Raw genomic sequence first — 16,080 nt, forward strand, 5'->3', positions numbered from 1 at the left:
CCTTGCGACTGCCCCCTCCCCCGTGCTCCAGAGTGGCGCGGGTGCTGGAGGGGGCAGTCGCAAGGCGGAGGAGGAAGCGATACCGGCGGTATCGCGCCCGACGACAACGCCGCGAATGCCCCCTCCAGCACCCGCGCCTAGCGGCGGGTGGCGTCGTCGACTTCGCCGACGAGCTCCTCGATGATGTCCTCGAGGAACAGCACTCCCGTGGCGCGGCCCTGCTCGTCGAACGCCCGGGCGAGGTGGGCGCCGGTGCGCCGCATGATCGCGAGGGCGTCCTCGAGGTCGGTGGCCTCGAAGATCGAGGCGAGCTGGCGGATGCGCTTGGCGGGGACGGGGAGGCGGAACTTGGCGCCCTCCGTGTCGCCGTCGAGGTCGAGGACGTCCTTGAGGTGGATGTAGCCCTCGGGGGTGCCGTCCTCGCCGAGGATCACGTAGCGCGAGAAGCCGTGCTTGGCGACGGCGCGCTCGACGTCGGCGGGGGTCGCTCCGCTGGGGAGGCTGACGATCCCGTCGAGGGGCAGGGCCACGTCGTGGACCTTCTTCTCGGTGAACTCGAACGCGGCGAGGAGGGTCCCGGTCGAGTCGCGGAGGGTGCCCTCGCGGGTGGACTGGTCGACGATCGTCTGCACCTCCTCGAGCGTGAAGGTGCTGTTCGCCTCGTCCTTGGGCTCCACCTGGAAGAGGCGGAGCACGCCGTTCGAGATCGCGTTGAGGGCGACGATGATCGGGCGGAGGACCCGGGCGATGGCGACGAGCGGCGGCGCCAGGAGGAGCACGGCGCGGTCGGGCATCGAGAACGAGATGTTCTTGGGGACCATCTCGCCGAGCACCACGTGCAGGAACGACACGATCAGCAGCGTGATGACGAAGGCGACGGTGCCGGAGAGCTCGTCGGGGACGCCGACGGCGTGCAGCGGTACCTCGAGCAGGTGGTGGATCGCCGGCTCGCTCACGTTGAGGATCAGCAGCGAGCAGACGGTGATGCCCAGCTGCGTGGTCGCGAGCATCAGGGTGGCGTGCTCCATCGCGGCGAGCGCGGTGATCGCGCTGCGGCGTCCGCTCTCCGCGAGGGGCTCGATCTGGGAGCGGCGCGCGGAGATGACCGCGAACTCCGCTCCGACGAAGAAGGCGTTCGCGGCGAGGAGCACCACGAGCCAGGCGATTCCGGCCCAGTCACTCATCGTCGGACTCCTTCCGGCCGCGGTGTCCGCGGGCGACGTCGGCGAGCGGGTCGGGGATCCCGTCGGGATCCGCGTCGGGGTCGGGCGTGAAGCGGAGGCGGTCGATGCGGCGGCCGTCCAGGCGCTCGACGCGCAGCGAGCCGCCCTCGACGTCGACCCGGTCGCCGACGGCGGGGAGGCGGCCGAGCTCGCTCATCACGAATCCGGCGACCGTCTCGTAGGGGCCCTCCTCGGGGATGTGCACGCCGGCGCGGTCGAGGACCTCGTCGGGGCGGAGCATGCCGGGGAAGGTGGTGGAGCCGGGGAGCTTCACGACGTCGGCCCGGGAGCGGTCGTGCTCGTCGGCGACCTCGCCGACCAGCTCCTCGACCAGGTCCTCGAGCGTGGCGACGCCCGCCGTCCCGCCGTACTCGTCGACGACGACTGCGAGCTGGAAGCCGCGTCCGCGCAGCTCCGTGAGCAGCACGTCGAGCTTCATGGTCTCGGGGACGCGGAGCGGCTCGGAGCGCAGCGCCGTGACGGGCACGTCGGACCTCTTGCCGCGGGGCACCGCGACGGCCTGCTTGACGTGCACGACTCCGACGATGTCGTCGATGTCGTCGTCCGTGATCGGGAAGCGCGAGAACCCGGTGGTGCGGGCGAGGTCGAGCACGTCCTGCGCGGTGCTCGCGCGCTCGACCGTCGACAGGCGCAGGCGCGGCGTCATCACGTCGCCCGCGGTGAGGGCGGAGAAGCGGAGGGTGCGCCCGAGCAGGTCGGCCGTGTCCTCCTCGAGCAGTCCGGCGCTGGCGGAGTGGCGCACGAGGCTCGAGAGCTCCTCGGCGCTGCGGGCGCCCGAGAGCTCCTCCTTCGGCTCGATGCCGACCAGGCGCAGCAGGGCGTTCGCGCTGCCGTTCAGCAGGGCGACGGCCGGGCGGAACACCGTCGTGAACGCGGTCTGCAGCGGCACGACGAGCTTCGCGGTCGCCCGCGGCAGGGCGAGGGCGAAGTTCTTGGGGACCAGCTCGCCGAGGATCATCGACAGCAGGGTCGCGATGACGATGGCGACCACCGTCATCACCGGCGCGAGCGCCTCCTCCGGGATTCCGAGTCCGCTGAACGGCTCCTGGAGCAGCGTCGAGAGGGCGGGCTCCATCGTGTAGCCGGTGAGCAGCGTCGTGAGGGTGATGCCCAGCTGCGCGCTCGACAGGTGCGTGGAGGTGACGCGCAGGGCGGCGATCGTCATGCCCAGGCGCGTCTCGCCGCGGTCGCGACGGGCTTCGAGGTCGGCCCGGTCGAGGTTCACCAGCGCGAACTCGCTGGCGACGAAGACGCCGGTTCCCAGGGTCAGCAGCAGGCCGACCCCGAGGAGGAGCCACTCAGTTCCCACGGTGGGCGCCCCCGGTCACGAGAGGGAGGTGCGAGGAGGGCCGGACGGTGCGGGCCGGCGGAGCGGCGGCACCGGAGCGGCGAGCGGGAGTCCGAGGAGCACGGCAGCGAGCGGAACGGTCCGGATGCGCAGAGGGAGGGTCGTCCATTGTGGCGCCGAGTCTACCCGCCGCGGAGCCCCGTCGGGCGTGCTCCGACGCGGCGGCTCAGAGCCACTTCTTCCGCTTGAACACCGCGTAGAGCGCGAAGCCGAACAGCACCATCAGGCCCAGCGCCCAGGGGTAGCCGAGCCGCCAGTGCAGCTCCGGCATGTCGTCGAAGTTCATCCCGTAGATGCCGGCCACCAGCGTCGGAGCGAAGAGGATCGCCGCCCACGAGGAGATCTTGCGGACCACGTCGTTCTGGGCGAGCCCGGTCTCGGTCTGCCGGCGCGAGACGAGCGTCGAGTGCACCGTGAGCGCCTTGTCGAGGATCGCGCGCAGGGAGTCGACCGCCTCCGTCACGCGGATGGTGTGGTCGAGCACGTCCCGGAGGGAGCGGCGCAGCTCGATCCGCTCCGGCGAGGGCGAGGGCTCCCCCTCCACGGGCGTCGACTCCTGCAGCAGCTCGTGCAGCAGGGCGGTCAGCGGCTGCACCGAGCGCTGGAAGTGGATGACTTCGCGCGAGAGCCGGTAGATGCGCTCCGAGAGCCCGTCGTCCGAGTCGTCGCCGAAGAGCTGGTCCTCGATCTCGTCCACGTCGCCCTGGACGCCGAACACCACCGGCGCGTACTCGTCGACGACCTGGTCGAGGATCGCGTAGAGCACCGCTTCGGGCCCCCGAGCGAGGAGGGCCGGATCCTCCTCCAGCCGGCGGCGCACGCGGGCCAGGTCCGGGGAGTCGGCGTGCCGGATGGTGACCACGAAGTCGGGGCCGACGAAGACGTGCAGCTCGCCGAAGACGACGGTCTCGGCGGCGTCCGCGTAGCGCGCCGGCCGCAGCACCACGAAGAGCCCGTCGTCGTAGCGCTCGAGCTTGGCCCGCTGGTGCCCGCTCAGCGCGTCCTCGACCGCGAGCGGGTGGAGTCCGAACTCCTCGGCGACCGCCTCGACCTCCTCGCGCGTCGGGCGGTAGAGGCCGATCCAGGCCATGCCGTGCTCGTCGCGCATCAGCTCGAAGGTGTCCTCGAGCGAGTCGGGGTTCCGGATGCGGCGGCCGTCGACGTACACGGCGTTGTCGACGATGGTCATGGGCTCGGTTCTAGCACGCGGCGCCCGCTCACCAGCTGACCGGCAGCGCCTTGCCCTCCTCGTAGCCCGCCGCCGACTGCAGGCCCACGTGCGCCCGCTCGTGGAAGTCGGCCACGCTCCGGGCGCCGGCGTAGGTGAAGGACGAGCGGACCCCCGAGGTGATCATGTCGAGCAGGTCCTCGACCGAGGGCCGCAGCGGGTCGAGGTAGATGGTGGAGGAGGAGATGCCCTCGGCGAAGAGGCGCTTGCGGGCCAGCTCGTAGGCGTCGAGGCGGTCGAACCGCTCCTGCACCGCCTTGGCCGAGGCCATGCCCCAGCTCTCCTTGTAGACCCGGCCGGCCGCGTCGCTGCGCAGCTCCCCCGGCGCCTCGATCGTGCCGGCGAACCAGGAGCCGATCATCACGGAGGCGGCGCCCGCGGCCAGCGCGAGGGCGACGTCGCGCGGGTAGCGCACGCCGCCGTCGGCCCAGACGTGGGCGCCCAGCTCGTGCGCGCGCTCGGCCGTCTCGAGGACGGCCGAGAACTGCGGGCGGCCGACCGCGGTCATCATCCGGGTGGTGCACATCGCGCCGGGGCCTACGCCGACCTTGAGGATGTCCGCTCCCGCGTCGACGAGGTCGTGCACCGCGTCGGCCGTGACGACGTTGCCCGCCGCGATCGGCACTCCGAGATCGAGCGCGGAGACCGTCCGCAGCGCCCGGAGCATCCCCTCCTGGTGGCCGTGCGCCGTGTCGAGGACGAGGACGTCGACGCCCGCGGAGACGAGCGCACGCGCCTTCGCCTCGACGTCGCCGTTGATGCCGACCGCCGCCGCGACCCGCAGACGCCCGTCCGCGTCGAGCGCCGGGTCGTAGACGGTGGAGCGGAGGGCGCCGGTGCGCGACAGCGTGCCGACCAGGGCGCCGTGGTGCAGCACCGGGGCGAAGTCGAGGTCGGCGGCGACCATGAGGTCGAAGGCGGCCCGCCCGGTGGGCACGTCGTCGGCGTCGATCGAGGGGGTGGCGGAGTGCACCAGGTCGCCCAGGCGCGCGTCCGGCAGCGCGGTCGCCAGGCGCGACGCCGGGACGCAGCCGAGGATCGCGCCGCCCTCCTCCTGCACCACGAAGCCGTGGCCGGCGACGGCGGGCAGGATGCGCAGCGCCTCCTCCACGGTCGTCGCCGGAGAGGCGGTGAGGGCGCCGGAGAAGGCGACCGGCTGGCGCTTCACCCAGCGGATCGCGGCGTCCAGCGCCTGCAGGGGCATGTCCTGCGGGAGGACGCCGAGGCCGCCCCGGCGCGCGAGCGTCGCCGCGAGACGCTGACCGGTGACCGAGTTCATGTTGGAGGAGACGACGGGGATCGTCGCCCCGGTGCCGTCGCCCGGGGCGAGCGAGACGTCGAGGCGGCTCGTCACCGACGAGCGGCCGGGGACGAGGAAGACGTCCGAGTAGGTGAGGTCGCCTGAGGGTGTTCCACCGGAGAAACGCATGGGGGAGACGCTACTCCGGCGCGGCCCCGGGTCGGCCGTGCAGGGAACGGGGCTAGGCTTGGCGACCGGGACGGGACCAGGCGACGGCACCGGTTCCCGCTGGTGCGAGGACGGACTCCTCCGCCGCGGTGGCAGGCGCCGAGGGATGCGACGGGCCCGTCCGGATGATCGAGGACGAATCAACGGAGAGAGTGGGCGATCGGCTGTGTCGAGCCAGTTGACCGGAGCAGGAACAGAGCAGGGCGCGGAGGACTTCGGAGCCAACGAGTGGCTCGTGGAGGAGCTGTACGAGCAGTACAGCGCCGACCGCGCCTCGGTGGACGAGTCCTGGTGGCCCATCCTGGAGCGCTACGGCGCCCAGCTCGCGAACTCCGGCAAGGACGCTCCGGCTCCGGCTCCGGCCGCCGCCGCGGCCCCCGCGCCCGCCGCCTCGAAGCCCGCCGCTGCCGCCGAGCGCGTCTCGTCGAGCGGCGGAGGCGCCGTGACCCATCCCGCCGCGGCCTCCTCCTCCGAGTCGACCCCCGCCTCCCGCACCACGTCGAAGCAGCCGAAGGCGCAGCCGATCCCGGCCGACGCTCCGGTGAGCAGGCCCTCCGCCGAGGAGTCGACGCCGGACGAGGACGTCGTCACCCCGCTCCGCGGCATGGCGAAGAGCCTCGCGACCAACATGGACGCCAGCCTCAGCATCCCTACCGCGACGAGCGTCCGCACGATCCCGGCGAAGCTGATGATCGACAACCGCATCGTCATCAACAACCACCTGCGCCGCACCCGCGGCGGCAAGGTCTCGTTCACGCACCTGATCGGCTGGGCGCTCATCCGCGCGCTCAAGGACTTCCCGAGCCAGAACGTGTTCTACGACGAGGTCGACGGCAAGCCCGCCGTCGTCGCCCCGGCGCACGTCAACCTCGGCATCGCGATCGACATGCCCAAGCCCGACGGCACCCGCGCGCTGCTCGTGCCGAGCATCAAGCGCGCCGACACGCTGAGCTTCACCGCCTACCTCTCGGCCTACGAGGACCTGGTCAAGCGCGCGCGCGGCAACAAGCTCGTCGCCGGCGACTTCGCGGGCACCACTCTCTCGCTGACGAACCCCGGCGGGATCGGCACGGTCCACTCCGTCCCCCGCCTGATGAAGGGCCAGGGCTGCATCATCGGCGCCGGCGCCCTCGAGTACCCGGCGGAGTTCCAGGGCGCGTCCGAGAAGACGCTGGTCGAGTTGGGCATCGGCAAGACCATCACCCTGACCTCGACCTACGACCACCGCGTCATCCAGGGCGCCGGCTCGGGCGAGTTCCTCAAGATCGTGCACGAGCTCCTGCTCGGCGGCCGCGGCTTCTACGAGGACATCTTCGCCGCGCTGCGCATCCCCTACGACCCGATCCACTGGTCCACGGACATCGCCGTCGACCTCGCCGAGCGCGTCTCCAAGACCGCCCGCGTGCAGGAGCTCATCAACTCGTTCCGCGTCCGCGGGCATCTGATGGCCGACGTCGACCCGCTGGAGTACGTGCAGCGCTCGCACCCCGACCTCGCCATCGAGAGCCACGGACTCACCTTCTGGGACCTCGACCGCGAGTTCGTCACGGACGGCTTCGGCGGCAAGCGCCAGCTCAAGCTGCGCGACATCCTCGGGATCCTCCGCGACTCGTACTGCCGCACCGTCGGCGTCGAGTACATGCACATCCAGGACCCGGAGCAGCGCGCCTGGATGCAGCAGAAGCTCGAGCGCGGCTACGAGAAGCCGGGCCACGACGAGCAGCTGCGCATCCTCGGCAAGCTCAACGAGGCCGAGGCCTTCGAGACCTTCCTGCAGACCAAGTACGTGGGCCAGAAGCGCTTCTCGCTCGAGGGCGGGGAGTCGCTCATCGCGCTGCTCGACGCCGTCCTGCAGGGTGCGGCCGACGAGCACCTCGACGAGGTCGCGATCGGCATGGCCCACCGCGGCCGCCTGAACGTGCTGACCAACATCGCCGGCAAGACCTACGGCCAGATCTTCCGCGAGTTCGAGGGCACCCAGGACCCGCGCACGGTCCAGGGCTCCGGAGACGTGAAGTACCACCTCGGCACCGAGGGCACGTTCCGCGGTGCTGCGGGCGAGGAGATCCCCGTCTACCTGGCGGCGAACCCCTCGCACCTCGAGGCCGTGAACGGCGTGCTCGAGGGCATCGTCCGCGCCAAGCAGGACCGCAAGCCCATCGGCACCTTCACCACGCTGCCGATCCTCGTCCACGGCGACGCCGCGATGGCGGGCCAGGGCGTGGTGGTCGAGACCCTGCAGATGTCGCAGCTGCGCGCGTACCGCACCGGCGGCACGATCCACATCAACATCAACAACCAGGTCGGATTCACGACTCCCCCTCACGAGGCCCGCACCTCGATCTACTCGACCGACATGGCGAAGACGATCCAGGCGCCGATCTTCCACGTGAACGGCGACGACCCCGAGGCCGTCGTGCACGTCGGCCAGCTCGCGTTCGAGTACCGCCAGCGGTTCAACCGCGACGTGGTCATCGACCTGATCTGCTACCGCCGGCGCGGGCACAACGAGGGCGACGACCCCTCGATGACCCAGCCGCTGATGTACAGCCTGATCGAGGCCAAGCGCTCGGTGCGCAAGCTGTACACCGAGGCGCTCGTCGGTCGCGGCGACATCACCGAGGAGGAGTACGACCGGGCGCACCAGGACTTCCAGGACCGCCTGGAGCGCGCCTTCGCCGAGACCCACGCGGCGCAGACGGGTGCGATCCCCGTGATCAGCGCCGACGGCGACTCCGTGGCCGACCTCGAGCTGCCCGATGCGCAGCAGGGCGAGGACTATCCGGGCGAGCCGGAGGCGACCGGAGTGAAGAACGAGGTCGTCACCCGCATCGGCGACGCGTTCACCACTCCGCCCGAGGGCTTCACCGTGCACCCCAAGCTCCAGCAGCTGCTGGCGAAGCGCCAGGAGATGAGCCGTTCCGGCTCCATCGACTGGGCCTTCGGCGAGCTGCTCGCGCTCGGCTCCCTCCTGCTCGAGGACACCCCGGTGCGCCTCGTCGGCCAGGACACGCGCCGCGGGACGTTCGTCCAGCGCCACGCGGTCCTCCACGACCGCGAGAACGGCCAGGAGTGGCTGCCGCTGATGAACCTGTCCGAGCAGCAGGCCCGGCTGTGGATCTACGACTCGCTGCTCTCGGAGTACGCGGCGATGGCGTTCGAGTACGGCTACTCGGTCGAGCGGCCCGACTCGCTCGTGCTGTGGGAGGCGCAGTTCGGCGACTTCGCGAACGGCGCCCAGATCGTGATCGACGAGTTCATCTCCTCCGCCGAGCAGAAGTGGGGCCAGCGCTCATCGCTCGTGCTCCTGCTCCCGCACGGCTACGAGGGCCAGGGCCCCGACCACTCGTCGGCGCGGATCGAGCGCTACCTGCAGATGTGCGCGGAGCGGAACATGACCGTCGCGCGCCCGTCGACCCCGGCGTCCTACTTCCACCTGCTGCGCCGACAGGCCTACTCCCGGCCGCGCCGCCCGCTGATCGTCTTCACCCCGAAGGCGATGCTGCGCCTGCGCGGAGCCTCGAGCCCGGTCGAGGACTTCACCTCGGGCCGCTTCGAGCCGGTGATCGACGACGCGCGGATCCAGGACGCCTCCGCCGTGAAGCGCGTCCTGCTCCACGCCGGCAAGGTCCACTACGACCTCAAGGCCGAGCTCGAGAAGAAGCCCGACGACGGCATCGCGCTGGTCCGGGTCGAGCAGTACTACCCGGCGCCGATCGAGGAGCTGCGCGGCATCGCCGAGCGCTACCCGGACGCGGAGCTCGTCTGGGTGCAGGACGAGCCCGAGAACCAGGGCGCCTGGCCGTTCATGGCCCTCGAGGTCGCTCCGAAGCTGGGCCGGTCCATGCGGGTCGTCTCGCGGCCGTCCGCGGCCTCCCCCGCGGCGGGCTCGGCCAAGCGGCACGCCTCCGAGCAGGCCGACCTGCTGTCGCGGGCGCTCACCCGCTGACCCGCGGTCCTCGCGACGCGGTCGGGCCCGTCGGAACCTCGTGTTCCGGCGGGCCCGACGCGTTGCGGGGGGACCGTGCCGGACCGCAGGCCTGCGGGAGCTGCAGCAGCGCTCCCGCTGTGCGCGTCGGCGGCCAGGAGGCCGCCGGACACGACGGAGCCCCGGCCCCTCGAGGGGCCCGCGGTGCGCGGGACTCCTCGTCGGGCCGGGGCTCCCCGGGTCGTGCTGCGCCTAGAGGCGGGCGGGCGTCTGGGAGTGCGCGGCGTGCTCGTCGCGGAGCATGCCGAGAACCTGGGCGCGGAGGTCCTCCGGCGCCGTCTCCTTGCACGCGCGCTGCACGGCGACCGTCAGCACCACGCCGACCTTCGCCTCGTCGGCGCAGTCCACGCATCCCGCCATGTGCTCGCGGATGTCGGCGGAATCCTCCTTGCACAGCTCGTTGTGGAGGTACTCCTCGAGCTCGGCCTTCGCCTTCGTGCAGCCGCTGTCGGTCATTTCGTGCTCCCGGAAGTGAATGCGGCGCGGAATCCGCGCTCGCGTGCGTAGTCGGTGAGTCGTTCGCGCAGCATGCGCCGGCCGCGGTGCAGCCGGCTCATGACGGTCCCGACGGGGGTCTTCATGATGTCCGCGATCTCCTGGTAGGAGAAGCCTTCGACATCGGCGAAGTAGACGGCGAGCCGGAAGTCCTCCGGGATCGCCTGGAGCGCCTCCTTCACCGCGGTGTCGGGGAGGTGGTCGATCGCCTCCGCCTCGGCCGAGCGGCTGGAGGTGGCCGTGGTCGACTCGGCGCCGCCCAGCTGCCAGTCCTCGAGCTCGTCGATCGCGCTCTGGTAGGGCTCGCGCTGCTTCTTGCGGTACGAGTTGATGAACGTGTTCGTGAGGATGCGGTAGAGCCAGGCCTTCAGGTTGGTGCCCTGCTCGAACTGGCGGAACGCGCCGAAGGCCTTGGCGAACGTCTCCTGCACGAGGTCCTGCGCGTCGGAGGGGTTCTTCGTCATCCGCAGACCGGCAGCGTAGAGCTGGTCGATGAAGGGCAGCGCCTGCTGCTCGAAGAGGGAGCGGAGACCCACGGGAGCCTCGACCGGGGCGTCGTCCAGCGACTCCTCGACGGTCTCCACGATCGTCTGCTCCGCGTCGGCGGGCTCGGGAGCCTCGTCGGCGGGGGTGGTGCGGGGTTCGTCGTCGCGAGTCATCACGAGCGATTCTAGAGCGGCGGCGCGGCGGACGACCGGGGTTGCGGCCCGAGGGCGCCTCCGGGCGACGGGCCTGCTGCTGGGGAGGACCGGGGGTGCTGCCGTCATGCTCCGCCTCCGTCACGCTCCTGACGACGCCCTGCGCGCCGACTATCCTGACAACCGATGGTCTTCTCGCGTTATTCCGCTCCCGAGTTCGATCCGTACGGCGACGCCCGTGCGCTCCCCGGCGACGACGCCTGGCCCGCACCCCTCGCGGCCGGCGCTCTCGACGCCGAGGTCGGCCTGCCCGGCTCCAAATCGCTGACCAACCGCGAGCTCGTGCTCGCGGCTCTGGCCGACGGGCCCTCCACGCTGCGGGCGCCGCTGCACTCCCGCGACAGCGCCCTGATGATCGAGGCGCTGCGCTCGCTCGGCACCACGATCCGGGAGTCGGGCTCGACCGGCGGCTTCGGCGCCGACCTGGTCGTGGAGCCCGCGGAGGAGCTGCTCGGCTCGACCACGATCGACTGCGGGCTCGCGGGCACCGTGATGCGCTTCGTCCCGCCGCTGGCCGGCCTCGCGCTCGGCCCCACCACCTTCGACGGCGACGCGTACGCGGCGAAGCGGCCGATGGGGGCGACCATCGCCTCCCTCCGCGCGCTCGGCGTCGACGTCGCCGATGACGGGCGCGGCGCGCTCCCCTTCACCGTCCACGGCTCCGGATCCGTCCGGGGCGGCGACGTCGTCGTCGACGCCTCGCGGTCGAGCCAGTTCGTCTCGGCGCTCCTGCTGGCGGGCGCCCGCTTCGACGAGGGACTCCACCTGCGCCACGAGGGCAGCGCCGTCCCCTCCCGGCCCCACATCGACATGACCGTCGCCGCGCTGGCGGCCCGGGGCGTCGAGGTCGGCACGCCCGCCGACGGCGAGTGGACCGTCGCGCCGCAGCCCATCGCCGGCGCCGACGTCCTGATCGAGCCCGACCTCTCGAACGCCGCGCCGTTCCTCGCCGCGGCCCTCGTCACGGGCGGCCGGGTCCGGCTGCGCCACTGGCCGGCCGTCACCACGCAGGTCGGGGCGCACCTCGAGCGGATCCTGCCGCTGTTCGGCGCCCGCGTCGAGCGCGACGGCGAGGACCTCGTGGTCACCGGCGGCGACGAGATCCTCGGCGTGGACCTCGACCTGTCGGAGGGCGGCGAGCTCGCCCCCGCCCTCGCCGCCCTCGCCGCACTGGCCTCCACTCCCAGCACCCTGACCGGGATCGGCCACATCCGCCACCACGAGACGGACCGCCTCGCCGCCCTCGCCGCCGAGATCACCGGCCTCGGCGGCCGGGTCACCGAGCTCGAGGACGGTCTGCGCATCGAGCCCGCCGAGCTCCACGGCGGCCGCTGGCGCACCTACTCCGACCACCGCATGGCTCACGCCGGCGCTCTGATCGGCCTCGTGGTCCCCGGAGTGGTGATCGAGGACGTCGCGACCACCGCGAAGACCCTCCCGCAGTTCCCGGAGCTGTGGACGACCCTCGCCGGATCGGTCTGACCCGTGTCGTGGTGGACGGACAGCGGCCTCGACGCCGACGGTGCTCTCGACGACTTCGACGGCTACGACGAGTCGGACGCGCGGGTGCGCCCGAATCCGAAGGGCACGAAACCCCGGACCAAGAACCGGCCCGCCTACGAGGACGCCGAGATCGCGATGGTGCTCGGCGTCGATCGGGGGCGCTACACCGTGATGATCGGCGACGGGACGCCCGAGGAGCACGAGTTCACGGCCGCCCGGGCTCGCGAGTTGCGGCGCCAGGCGATCGTGGCCGGCGACCGCGTCGACGTGGTCGGGGACTCCAGCGGCGACGAGGGGACGCTCGCCCGCATCGTCCGCATCCGCGAGCGGTCGACCCTCCTCCGCCGCAGCGCCGACGACACCGACGCGATCGAGCGCGTGATCGTCGCCAACGCCGACCAGATGCTCTGCGTCGTGGCCGCCGCCGACCCCGAGCCCCGGACCCGGCTGGTCGACCGCTACCTGGTCGCCGCCTTCGACGCCGGGATCACGCCAATGCTCTGCATCACCAAGACCGACCTCGCGGACCCGGCCCCGTTCCTCCGCAACTTCGAGGGGCTCGACCTCCGCGTGTTCCTCTCGAGCCAGGACGAGCCGCCGGTCGACGAGATCGCCGACGCCCTCCTCGGCCACGAGACCGTGGTCGTCGGGCACTCCGGAGTCGGCAAGTCCACCCTCGTGAACAAGCTCGTCCCGGACGCGCACCGGGCGATCGGACGCGTCAACACCGTGACGGGGCGCGGACGGCACACCTCCTCCTCCACCGTCTCGCTGCGCGTCGAGCGAGGCGACCGGCACGGTTGGGTGATCGACACCCCCGGCGTCCGCTCCTTCGGACTCGGCCACGTGAACACCGACAACATCCTCGGTGCCTTCACGACCCTCGCGGTGATCGCTCAGGACTGCCCGCGCGGCTGCACGCACCTGCCCGACTCCCCCGACTGCGCGATCATCGAGGCCGTCTCCGGCGGCCTGCTGGGCGCCAGCGGACCGGAGCGCCTCGACTCGCTCCAGCGCCTCCTGACCACCTTCGCCACGACCGACGGAAGCAGACGATGACCGATCTCTCCCCCCTCCCCGCCGAGGCGCGCCTCGCCGCCGGCGACTCCGCTCCGGAGTTCACGCTGCCGAACCAGGACGGCGACCCCGTCTCGCTCGCGGAGTACCGCGGACGGCGCGTCATCCTGTTCTTCTACCCCGAGGCCGACACCCCCGGCTGCACCACGGAGGCCTGCGACTTCCGCGACAACGCGGCGTCCCTCCGCGACTCCGGCTACGAGGTCCTCGGGATCTCGCGGGACGCGCCGGAGGCTCTGCGCCGCTGGGCCGACGCCCAGGGCATCGCCTACCCGCTGCTGAGCGACCCCGACATGACCGTGCACCGCGCCTACGCGGTGTGGGGCGAGAAGAGCCTCTACGGCAAGACCGTCGTCGGCGTGCTGCGCTCGACGTTCGTCGTCGGAGCCGAGGGCGCGCTGGAGTTCGCGCAGTACGGCGTCCGGGCGACCGGGCACGTGCAGGCGCTCCGCAAGAAGCTGAAGCTCGTCTGACCCCGGGCGCGCGGTGCGGGTCATCGCGCGCCACCGGCTCTCCGGACACCGATCGTCTGCGAGCACCTCTCATGTCGACATGAGCGGCGCCACCGGTGCCCCGTCGCGACGAGAGGTGGTCAGGATGCGCTCGAAGGCTCGCAGGACGACGGCCGGAGCGGCGATCGCGGTCGTGGCCGCCGCGCTGGCGGGCTGCACGCCGCCGGTTCCGGCGCTCACCGCCGCCAGGGTGCTGCAGTCGGTGTCCGTCGCCGTCTCGTCCGACGGGGGTGTCCGCGCGATCGAGGGGACGGCCCTCGGCGTCGGTGACGATCCCTCCCAGTGGATCCCCGGCACTCCTCGCCATGCCGCCCCCGATCCGAGCTTCCGTCGGCTTCGAGGGGAAGCGTAGCGGAGACCGCTCGGGCGGATCAGCGGTGGCGCATCGATCAGAACCCCTCGTTGGCCCGCGGTGCGTAGTCGGCGCCCAGCGCCTCCAGCTCGTCGGCGGTCAGCTCCACGTCCAGCGACGCGACGGCGTCGTCGAGGTGGTGGAGCTTCGTGGCTCCGACGATGGGAGCGGTGACCGCCTCCTGCTGCCGGACCCACGCGAGCGCCACCTGCGCACGGGGGACGCCGCGCTGCTCGGCGATGCGCGCGACCGTCGCGACGGTCCGCCGGTCGGCCTCCTCCTGCTGGCGGTAGAGGGTGCCGCCGAAGACGTCCGTCTCGGTGCGCGCCGTGGTCTCGTCCCAGTCGCGGGTGAGCCGGCCCCGGGCGAGCGGCGACCACGGGATCACGCCGACCCCCTGGTCGAGGCAGAAGGGATGCAGCTCGCGCTCGTCCTCGCGCTGGATCAGATTGTACTGGTCCTGCATCGAGACGAACCGCGTCCAGCCGCCCAGATCCGCGGTGTACTGCGCCTTCGCGAACTGCCACGCCCACATGCTCGAGGCACCGATGTAGCGCACCCTGCCCGAGCGGACGACGTCGTGGAGCGTCTCCATCGTCTCCTCGATCGGCGTCTCGGGGTCCCAGCGGTGGATCTGGTAGAGGTCGACGTAGTCCGTGCCGAGTCGTCGGAGGCTGTCGTCGATCGCGGTGAGGATGTGCCGCCGCGAGAGGCCGCCGCCGTTGGGGCCGGGGCGCATCCGCCCGTGGACCTTCGTGGCGATCACGACCTCCTCGCGGACCGCGAAGTCCGCGAGCGCCCGGCCGACGAACTCCTCGCTCGTGCCGTCGGAGTAGACGTCCGCCGTGTCGAACGCGGTGATGCCGAGCTCCAGCGCCCGCCGGAGGAAGGTCCGCGACTCCTCCTCGCCCATGCTCCAGCCGTGCGCCCCGCGGTCGGGAGCGCCGAAGCTCATGCAGCCGAGGACGATCGAGGAAATCTGCAGGCCGCTGGAGCCGAGTCGGGTGGAGTCCATGCGCGTCGCTTCCGTGTCGAGGAGGGGGGTCGCCCCAGCGTCGCACCCGCGAGCGGCGGCGCGCCAGCCGTGCGGCTACACGCCCGTATCGCGACGCGTGGCGGCGACCACGCTCGGGAGGAACAGCGCGACGACGGCCACCCCGGCCGGCGCCAGCAGCGCCCAGCCGATGTCCGGCACGGCGTACTTGCCCTGGAAGGCGCCGAGCGCCACGGCCGTCATCACCAGCTGGATCGTCAGCGCCGACGCGCGCATCCAACCGCGCCGCCGCACGGCTCCGAGCGTCGTCGCAGCGGCCCAGCAGACGGCGATCAGCGCGAGGACGACGATGGCGATCCCGCCGCCGACGGTGTCGGCGCGGGTCGTCAGCAGCTCGAGCACCAGCCACGCTGCGACGGCCGCGACGCCGAGCGTCTCCAGGGCCAGGACCGCGATCAGCACGACCAGGCCGAGCGGCCGGGAGGCGGCCGGGCGGGGTCCGCGGGACCCGTTCGCGTCAGCGGTCACAGGCACATCCCATCCAGGACTCTTGATTCGGGCTCATCCCCGTGACAGGCTAGTCCAGTTCGTTTCACCGCTCACAGGGTCGTGGGTTTCCGCCGATGTGAACATCCGATCCCGCCGCGCCGTCAGGCACGGGGGCGAGCCGGATGACCAGCACTGGAGCCGGGTGGCCGACGCAGTGCTCGCGCATCGCGTCGAGTGCACCGGCAAGAACCGAGCGTCCTCCCGTCCACCACCCCGATCCACCCCGCGCTCCAGCACGGGGCCTCGTGGCGTGCGCCGGTGAGGGCGCGGAGGTCGAGTACTGGTCGGGATCGTCGGCGTGGATCGATCATCCCACCCGAACACTGCGTGGTTCCTCCACGCACGCCTTCACACAAGGAGCACCCGCATGGACTGGCGCGACAAGGCCGCTTGCCTCACCGCAGACCCCGAGCTTTTCTTCCCGGTCGGCAACACCGGCCCGGCCGTGGACCAGATCGAGAAGGCGAAGTCGGTGTGCGCACGTTGCACCGTCACCGAGGTCTGCCTCCAGTACGCCCTCGAGACCGGCCAGGACTCGGGCGTGTGGGGCGGCCTCAGCGAGGACGAGCGCCGTGCCCTGAAGCGCCGCGCCGCCCGCGCACGCCGCGCCTCCTAGGCGCACCA

Annotated in this window: 14 protein-coding genes; 5 read left to right on the forward strand and 9 right to left on the reverse strand. The window is 72.0% G+C overall.

The features are described from left to right. Window positions 1-137: 137 nt before the first annotated feature. The 4 genes from C5C24_RS03565 to C5C24_RS03580 all read right to left on the reverse strand — a co-directional run bounded on the left by C5C24_RS03565 (window position 138) and on the right by C5C24_RS03580 (window position 5,249). Window positions 138-1,184 carry a hemolysin family protein gene (locus C5C24_RS03565; RefSeq protein WP_104275286.1) on the reverse strand — a complete coding sequence of 349 codons (1,047 nt, stop codon included), beginning with the start codon at window positions 1,182-1,184 and terminating at the stop codon, window positions 138-140. Beyond that, window positions 1,177-2,553 (reverse strand): hemolysin family protein, encoded by a 1,377-nt coding sequence (locus C5C24_RS03570; RefSeq protein WP_104225499.1) that lies wholly within the window; start codon window positions 2,551-2,553, stop codon window positions 1,177-1,179. The genes C5C24_RS03565 and C5C24_RS03570 overlap by 8 nt, the downstream gene beginning before the upstream one ends. Before the next feature lie 205 nt (window positions 2,554-2,758). After that, on the reverse strand, window positions 2,759-3,781 hold the full coding sequence (corA, locus tag C5C24_RS03575) for a magnesium/cobalt transporter CorA (protein ID WP_104224113.1): 1,023 nt from the start codon (window positions 3,779-3,781) through the stop codon (window positions 2,759-2,761). Between the two features lie 28 nt (window positions 3,782-3,809). Then, window positions 3,810-5,249, reverse strand: a complete 1,440-nt coding sequence (locus C5C24_RS03580; protein ID WP_104281412.1) for a GuaB1 family IMP dehydrogenase-related protein — start codon at window positions 5,247-5,249, stop codon at window positions 3,810-3,812. Window positions 5,250-5,454: 205 nt separating this feature from the next. Between C5C24_RS03580 and C5C24_RS03585 the strand changes: the two genes are divergently transcribed. Continuing rightward, a complete protein-coding gene (locus C5C24_RS03585; RefSeq protein WP_181135475.1) occupies window positions 5,455-9,237 on the forward strand; it encodes a multifunctional oxoglutarate decarboxylase/oxoglutarate dehydrogenase thiamine pyrophosphate-binding subunit/dihydrolipoyllysine-residue succinyltransferase subunit in 3,783 nt (1,260 codons plus the stop codon). 231 nt (window positions 9,238-9,468) lie between these two features. Here the strand turns inward: C5C24_RS03585 and C5C24_RS03590 are convergent, their stop codons facing one another. Both C5C24_RS03590 and C5C24_RS03595 read right to left on the reverse strand, forming a co-directional pair. Next, complete coding sequence (locus C5C24_RS03590) at window positions 9,469-9,732, reverse strand: zf-HC2 domain-containing protein (protein ID WP_104275289.1); 264 nt, start codon at window positions 9,730-9,732, stop codon at window positions 9,469-9,471. Further along, window positions 9,729-10,430 carry a sigma-70 family RNA polymerase sigma factor gene (locus tag C5C24_RS03595; RefSeq protein ID WP_104304323.1) on the reverse strand — a complete coding sequence of 234 codons (702 nt, stop codon included), beginning with the start codon at window positions 10,428-10,430 and terminating at the stop codon, window positions 9,729-9,731. Before C5C24_RS03595 ends, C5C24_RS03590 begins: the two co-directional genes overlap by 4 nt. 165 nt (window positions 10,431-10,595) lie before the next feature. On the opposite strand from C5C24_RS03595, the gene aroA reads away from it, so the two are divergent. From aroA to bcp, 3 genes are read left to right on the forward strand one after another with little or no spacing between them, the layout of a single operon-like run. After that, entirely contained in the window at window positions 10,596-11,951 is a 1,356-nt protein-coding gene (gene aroA / locus C5C24_RS03600; protein ID WP_104275290.1) for a 3-phosphoshikimate 1-carboxyvinyltransferase, read from the forward strand. 3 nt (window positions 11,952-11,954) lie between these two features. After that, window positions 11,955-13,031: a ribosome small subunit-dependent GTPase A gene (gene rsgA / locus C5C24_RS03605; RefSeq protein ID WP_104281410.1), complete on the forward strand. Its 1,077-nt coding sequence runs from the start codon at window positions 11,955-11,957 to the stop codon at window positions 13,029-13,031. After that, complete coding sequence (gene bcp, locus C5C24_RS03610) at window positions 13,028-13,522, forward strand: thioredoxin-dependent thiol peroxidase (protein WP_104275292.1); 495 nt, start codon at window positions 13,028-13,030, stop codon at window positions 13,520-13,522. Before rsgA ends, bcp begins: the two co-directional genes overlap by 4 nt. 69 nt (window positions 13,523-13,591) lie before the next feature. Here the strand turns inward: bcp and C5C24_RS17850 are convergent, their stop codons facing one another. From C5C24_RS17850 to C5C24_RS03625, 3 genes are all read right to left on the reverse strand, one after another. Next, complete coding sequence (locus tag C5C24_RS17850) at window positions 13,592-13,741, reverse strand: hypothetical protein (protein ID WP_181135476.1); 150 nt, start codon at window positions 13,739-13,741, stop codon at window positions 13,592-13,594. Window positions 13,742-13,950: 209 nt separating this feature from the next. Next, window positions 13,951-14,928 carry an aldo/keto reductase gene (locus tag C5C24_RS03620; RefSeq protein WP_104304325.1) on the reverse strand — a complete coding sequence of 326 codons (978 nt, stop codon included), beginning with the start codon at window positions 14,926-14,928 and terminating at the stop codon, window positions 13,951-13,953. A gap of 75 nt (window positions 14,929-15,003) precedes the next feature. Continuing rightward, entirely contained in the window at window positions 15,004-15,435 is a 432-nt protein-coding gene (locus C5C24_RS03625) for a hypothetical protein (RefSeq protein WP_104304326.1), read from the reverse strand. 388 nt (window positions 15,436-15,823) lie between these two features. Here C5C24_RS03625 and C5C24_RS03630 point away from each other — a divergent pair, with 388 nt between their 5' ends. Further along, window positions 15,824-16,072, forward strand: coding sequence for a WhiB family transcriptional regulator (locus C5C24_RS03630; RefSeq protein WP_055788231.1), 249 nt, complete (start codon window positions 15,824-15,826; stop codon window positions 16,070-16,072). Window positions 16,073-16,080: the final 8 nt, after the last annotated feature.

Source organism: Rathayibacter sp. AY2B3 (assembly GCF_002931755.1).
Classification (GTDB): Bacteria; Actinomycetota; Actinomycetes; order Actinomycetales; family Microbacteriaceae; genus Rathayibacter.

What these genes read in the sequence shown, in the direction of transcription:
- C5C24_RS03620 (WP_104304325.1), bottom strand. Translation starts at nt 14,928, where the DNA reads ATGGACTCCACCCGACTCGGCTCCAGCGGCCTGCAGATTTCCTCGATC.
- C5C24_RS03590 (WP_104275289.1), bottom strand. Translation starts at nt 9,732, where the DNA reads ATGACCGACAGCGGCTGCACGAAGGCGAAGGCCGAGCTCGAGGAGTAC.
- C5C24_RS03595 (WP_104304323.1), bottom strand. Translation starts at nt 10,430, where the DNA reads ATGACTCGCGACGACGAACCCCGCACCACCCCCGCCGACGAGGCTCCC.
- C5C24_RS03565 (WP_104275286.1), bottom strand. Translation starts at nt 1,184, where the DNA reads ATGAGTGACTGGGCCGGAATCGCCTGGCTCGTGGTGCTCCTCGCCGCG.
- aroA (WP_104275290.1), top strand. Translation starts at nt 10,596, where the DNA reads ATGGTCTTCTCGCGTTATTCCGCTCCCGAGTTCGATCCGTACGGCGAC.
- C5C24_RS03630 (WP_055788231.1), top strand. Translation starts at nt 15,824, where the DNA reads ATGGACTGGCGCGACAAGGCCGCTTGCCTCACCGCAGACCCCGAGCTT.
- C5C24_RS03580 (WP_104281412.1), bottom strand. Translation starts at nt 5,249, where the DNA reads ATGCGTTTCTCCGGTGGAACACCCTCAGGCGACCTCACCTACTCGGAC.
- bcp (WP_104275292.1), top strand. Translation starts at nt 13,028, where the DNA reads ATGACCGATCTCTCCCCCCTCCCCGCCGAGGCGCGCCTCGCCGCCGGC.
- corA (WP_104224113.1), bottom strand. Translation starts at nt 3,781, where the DNA reads ATGACCATCGTCGACAACGCCGTGTACGTCGACGGCCGCCGCATCCGG.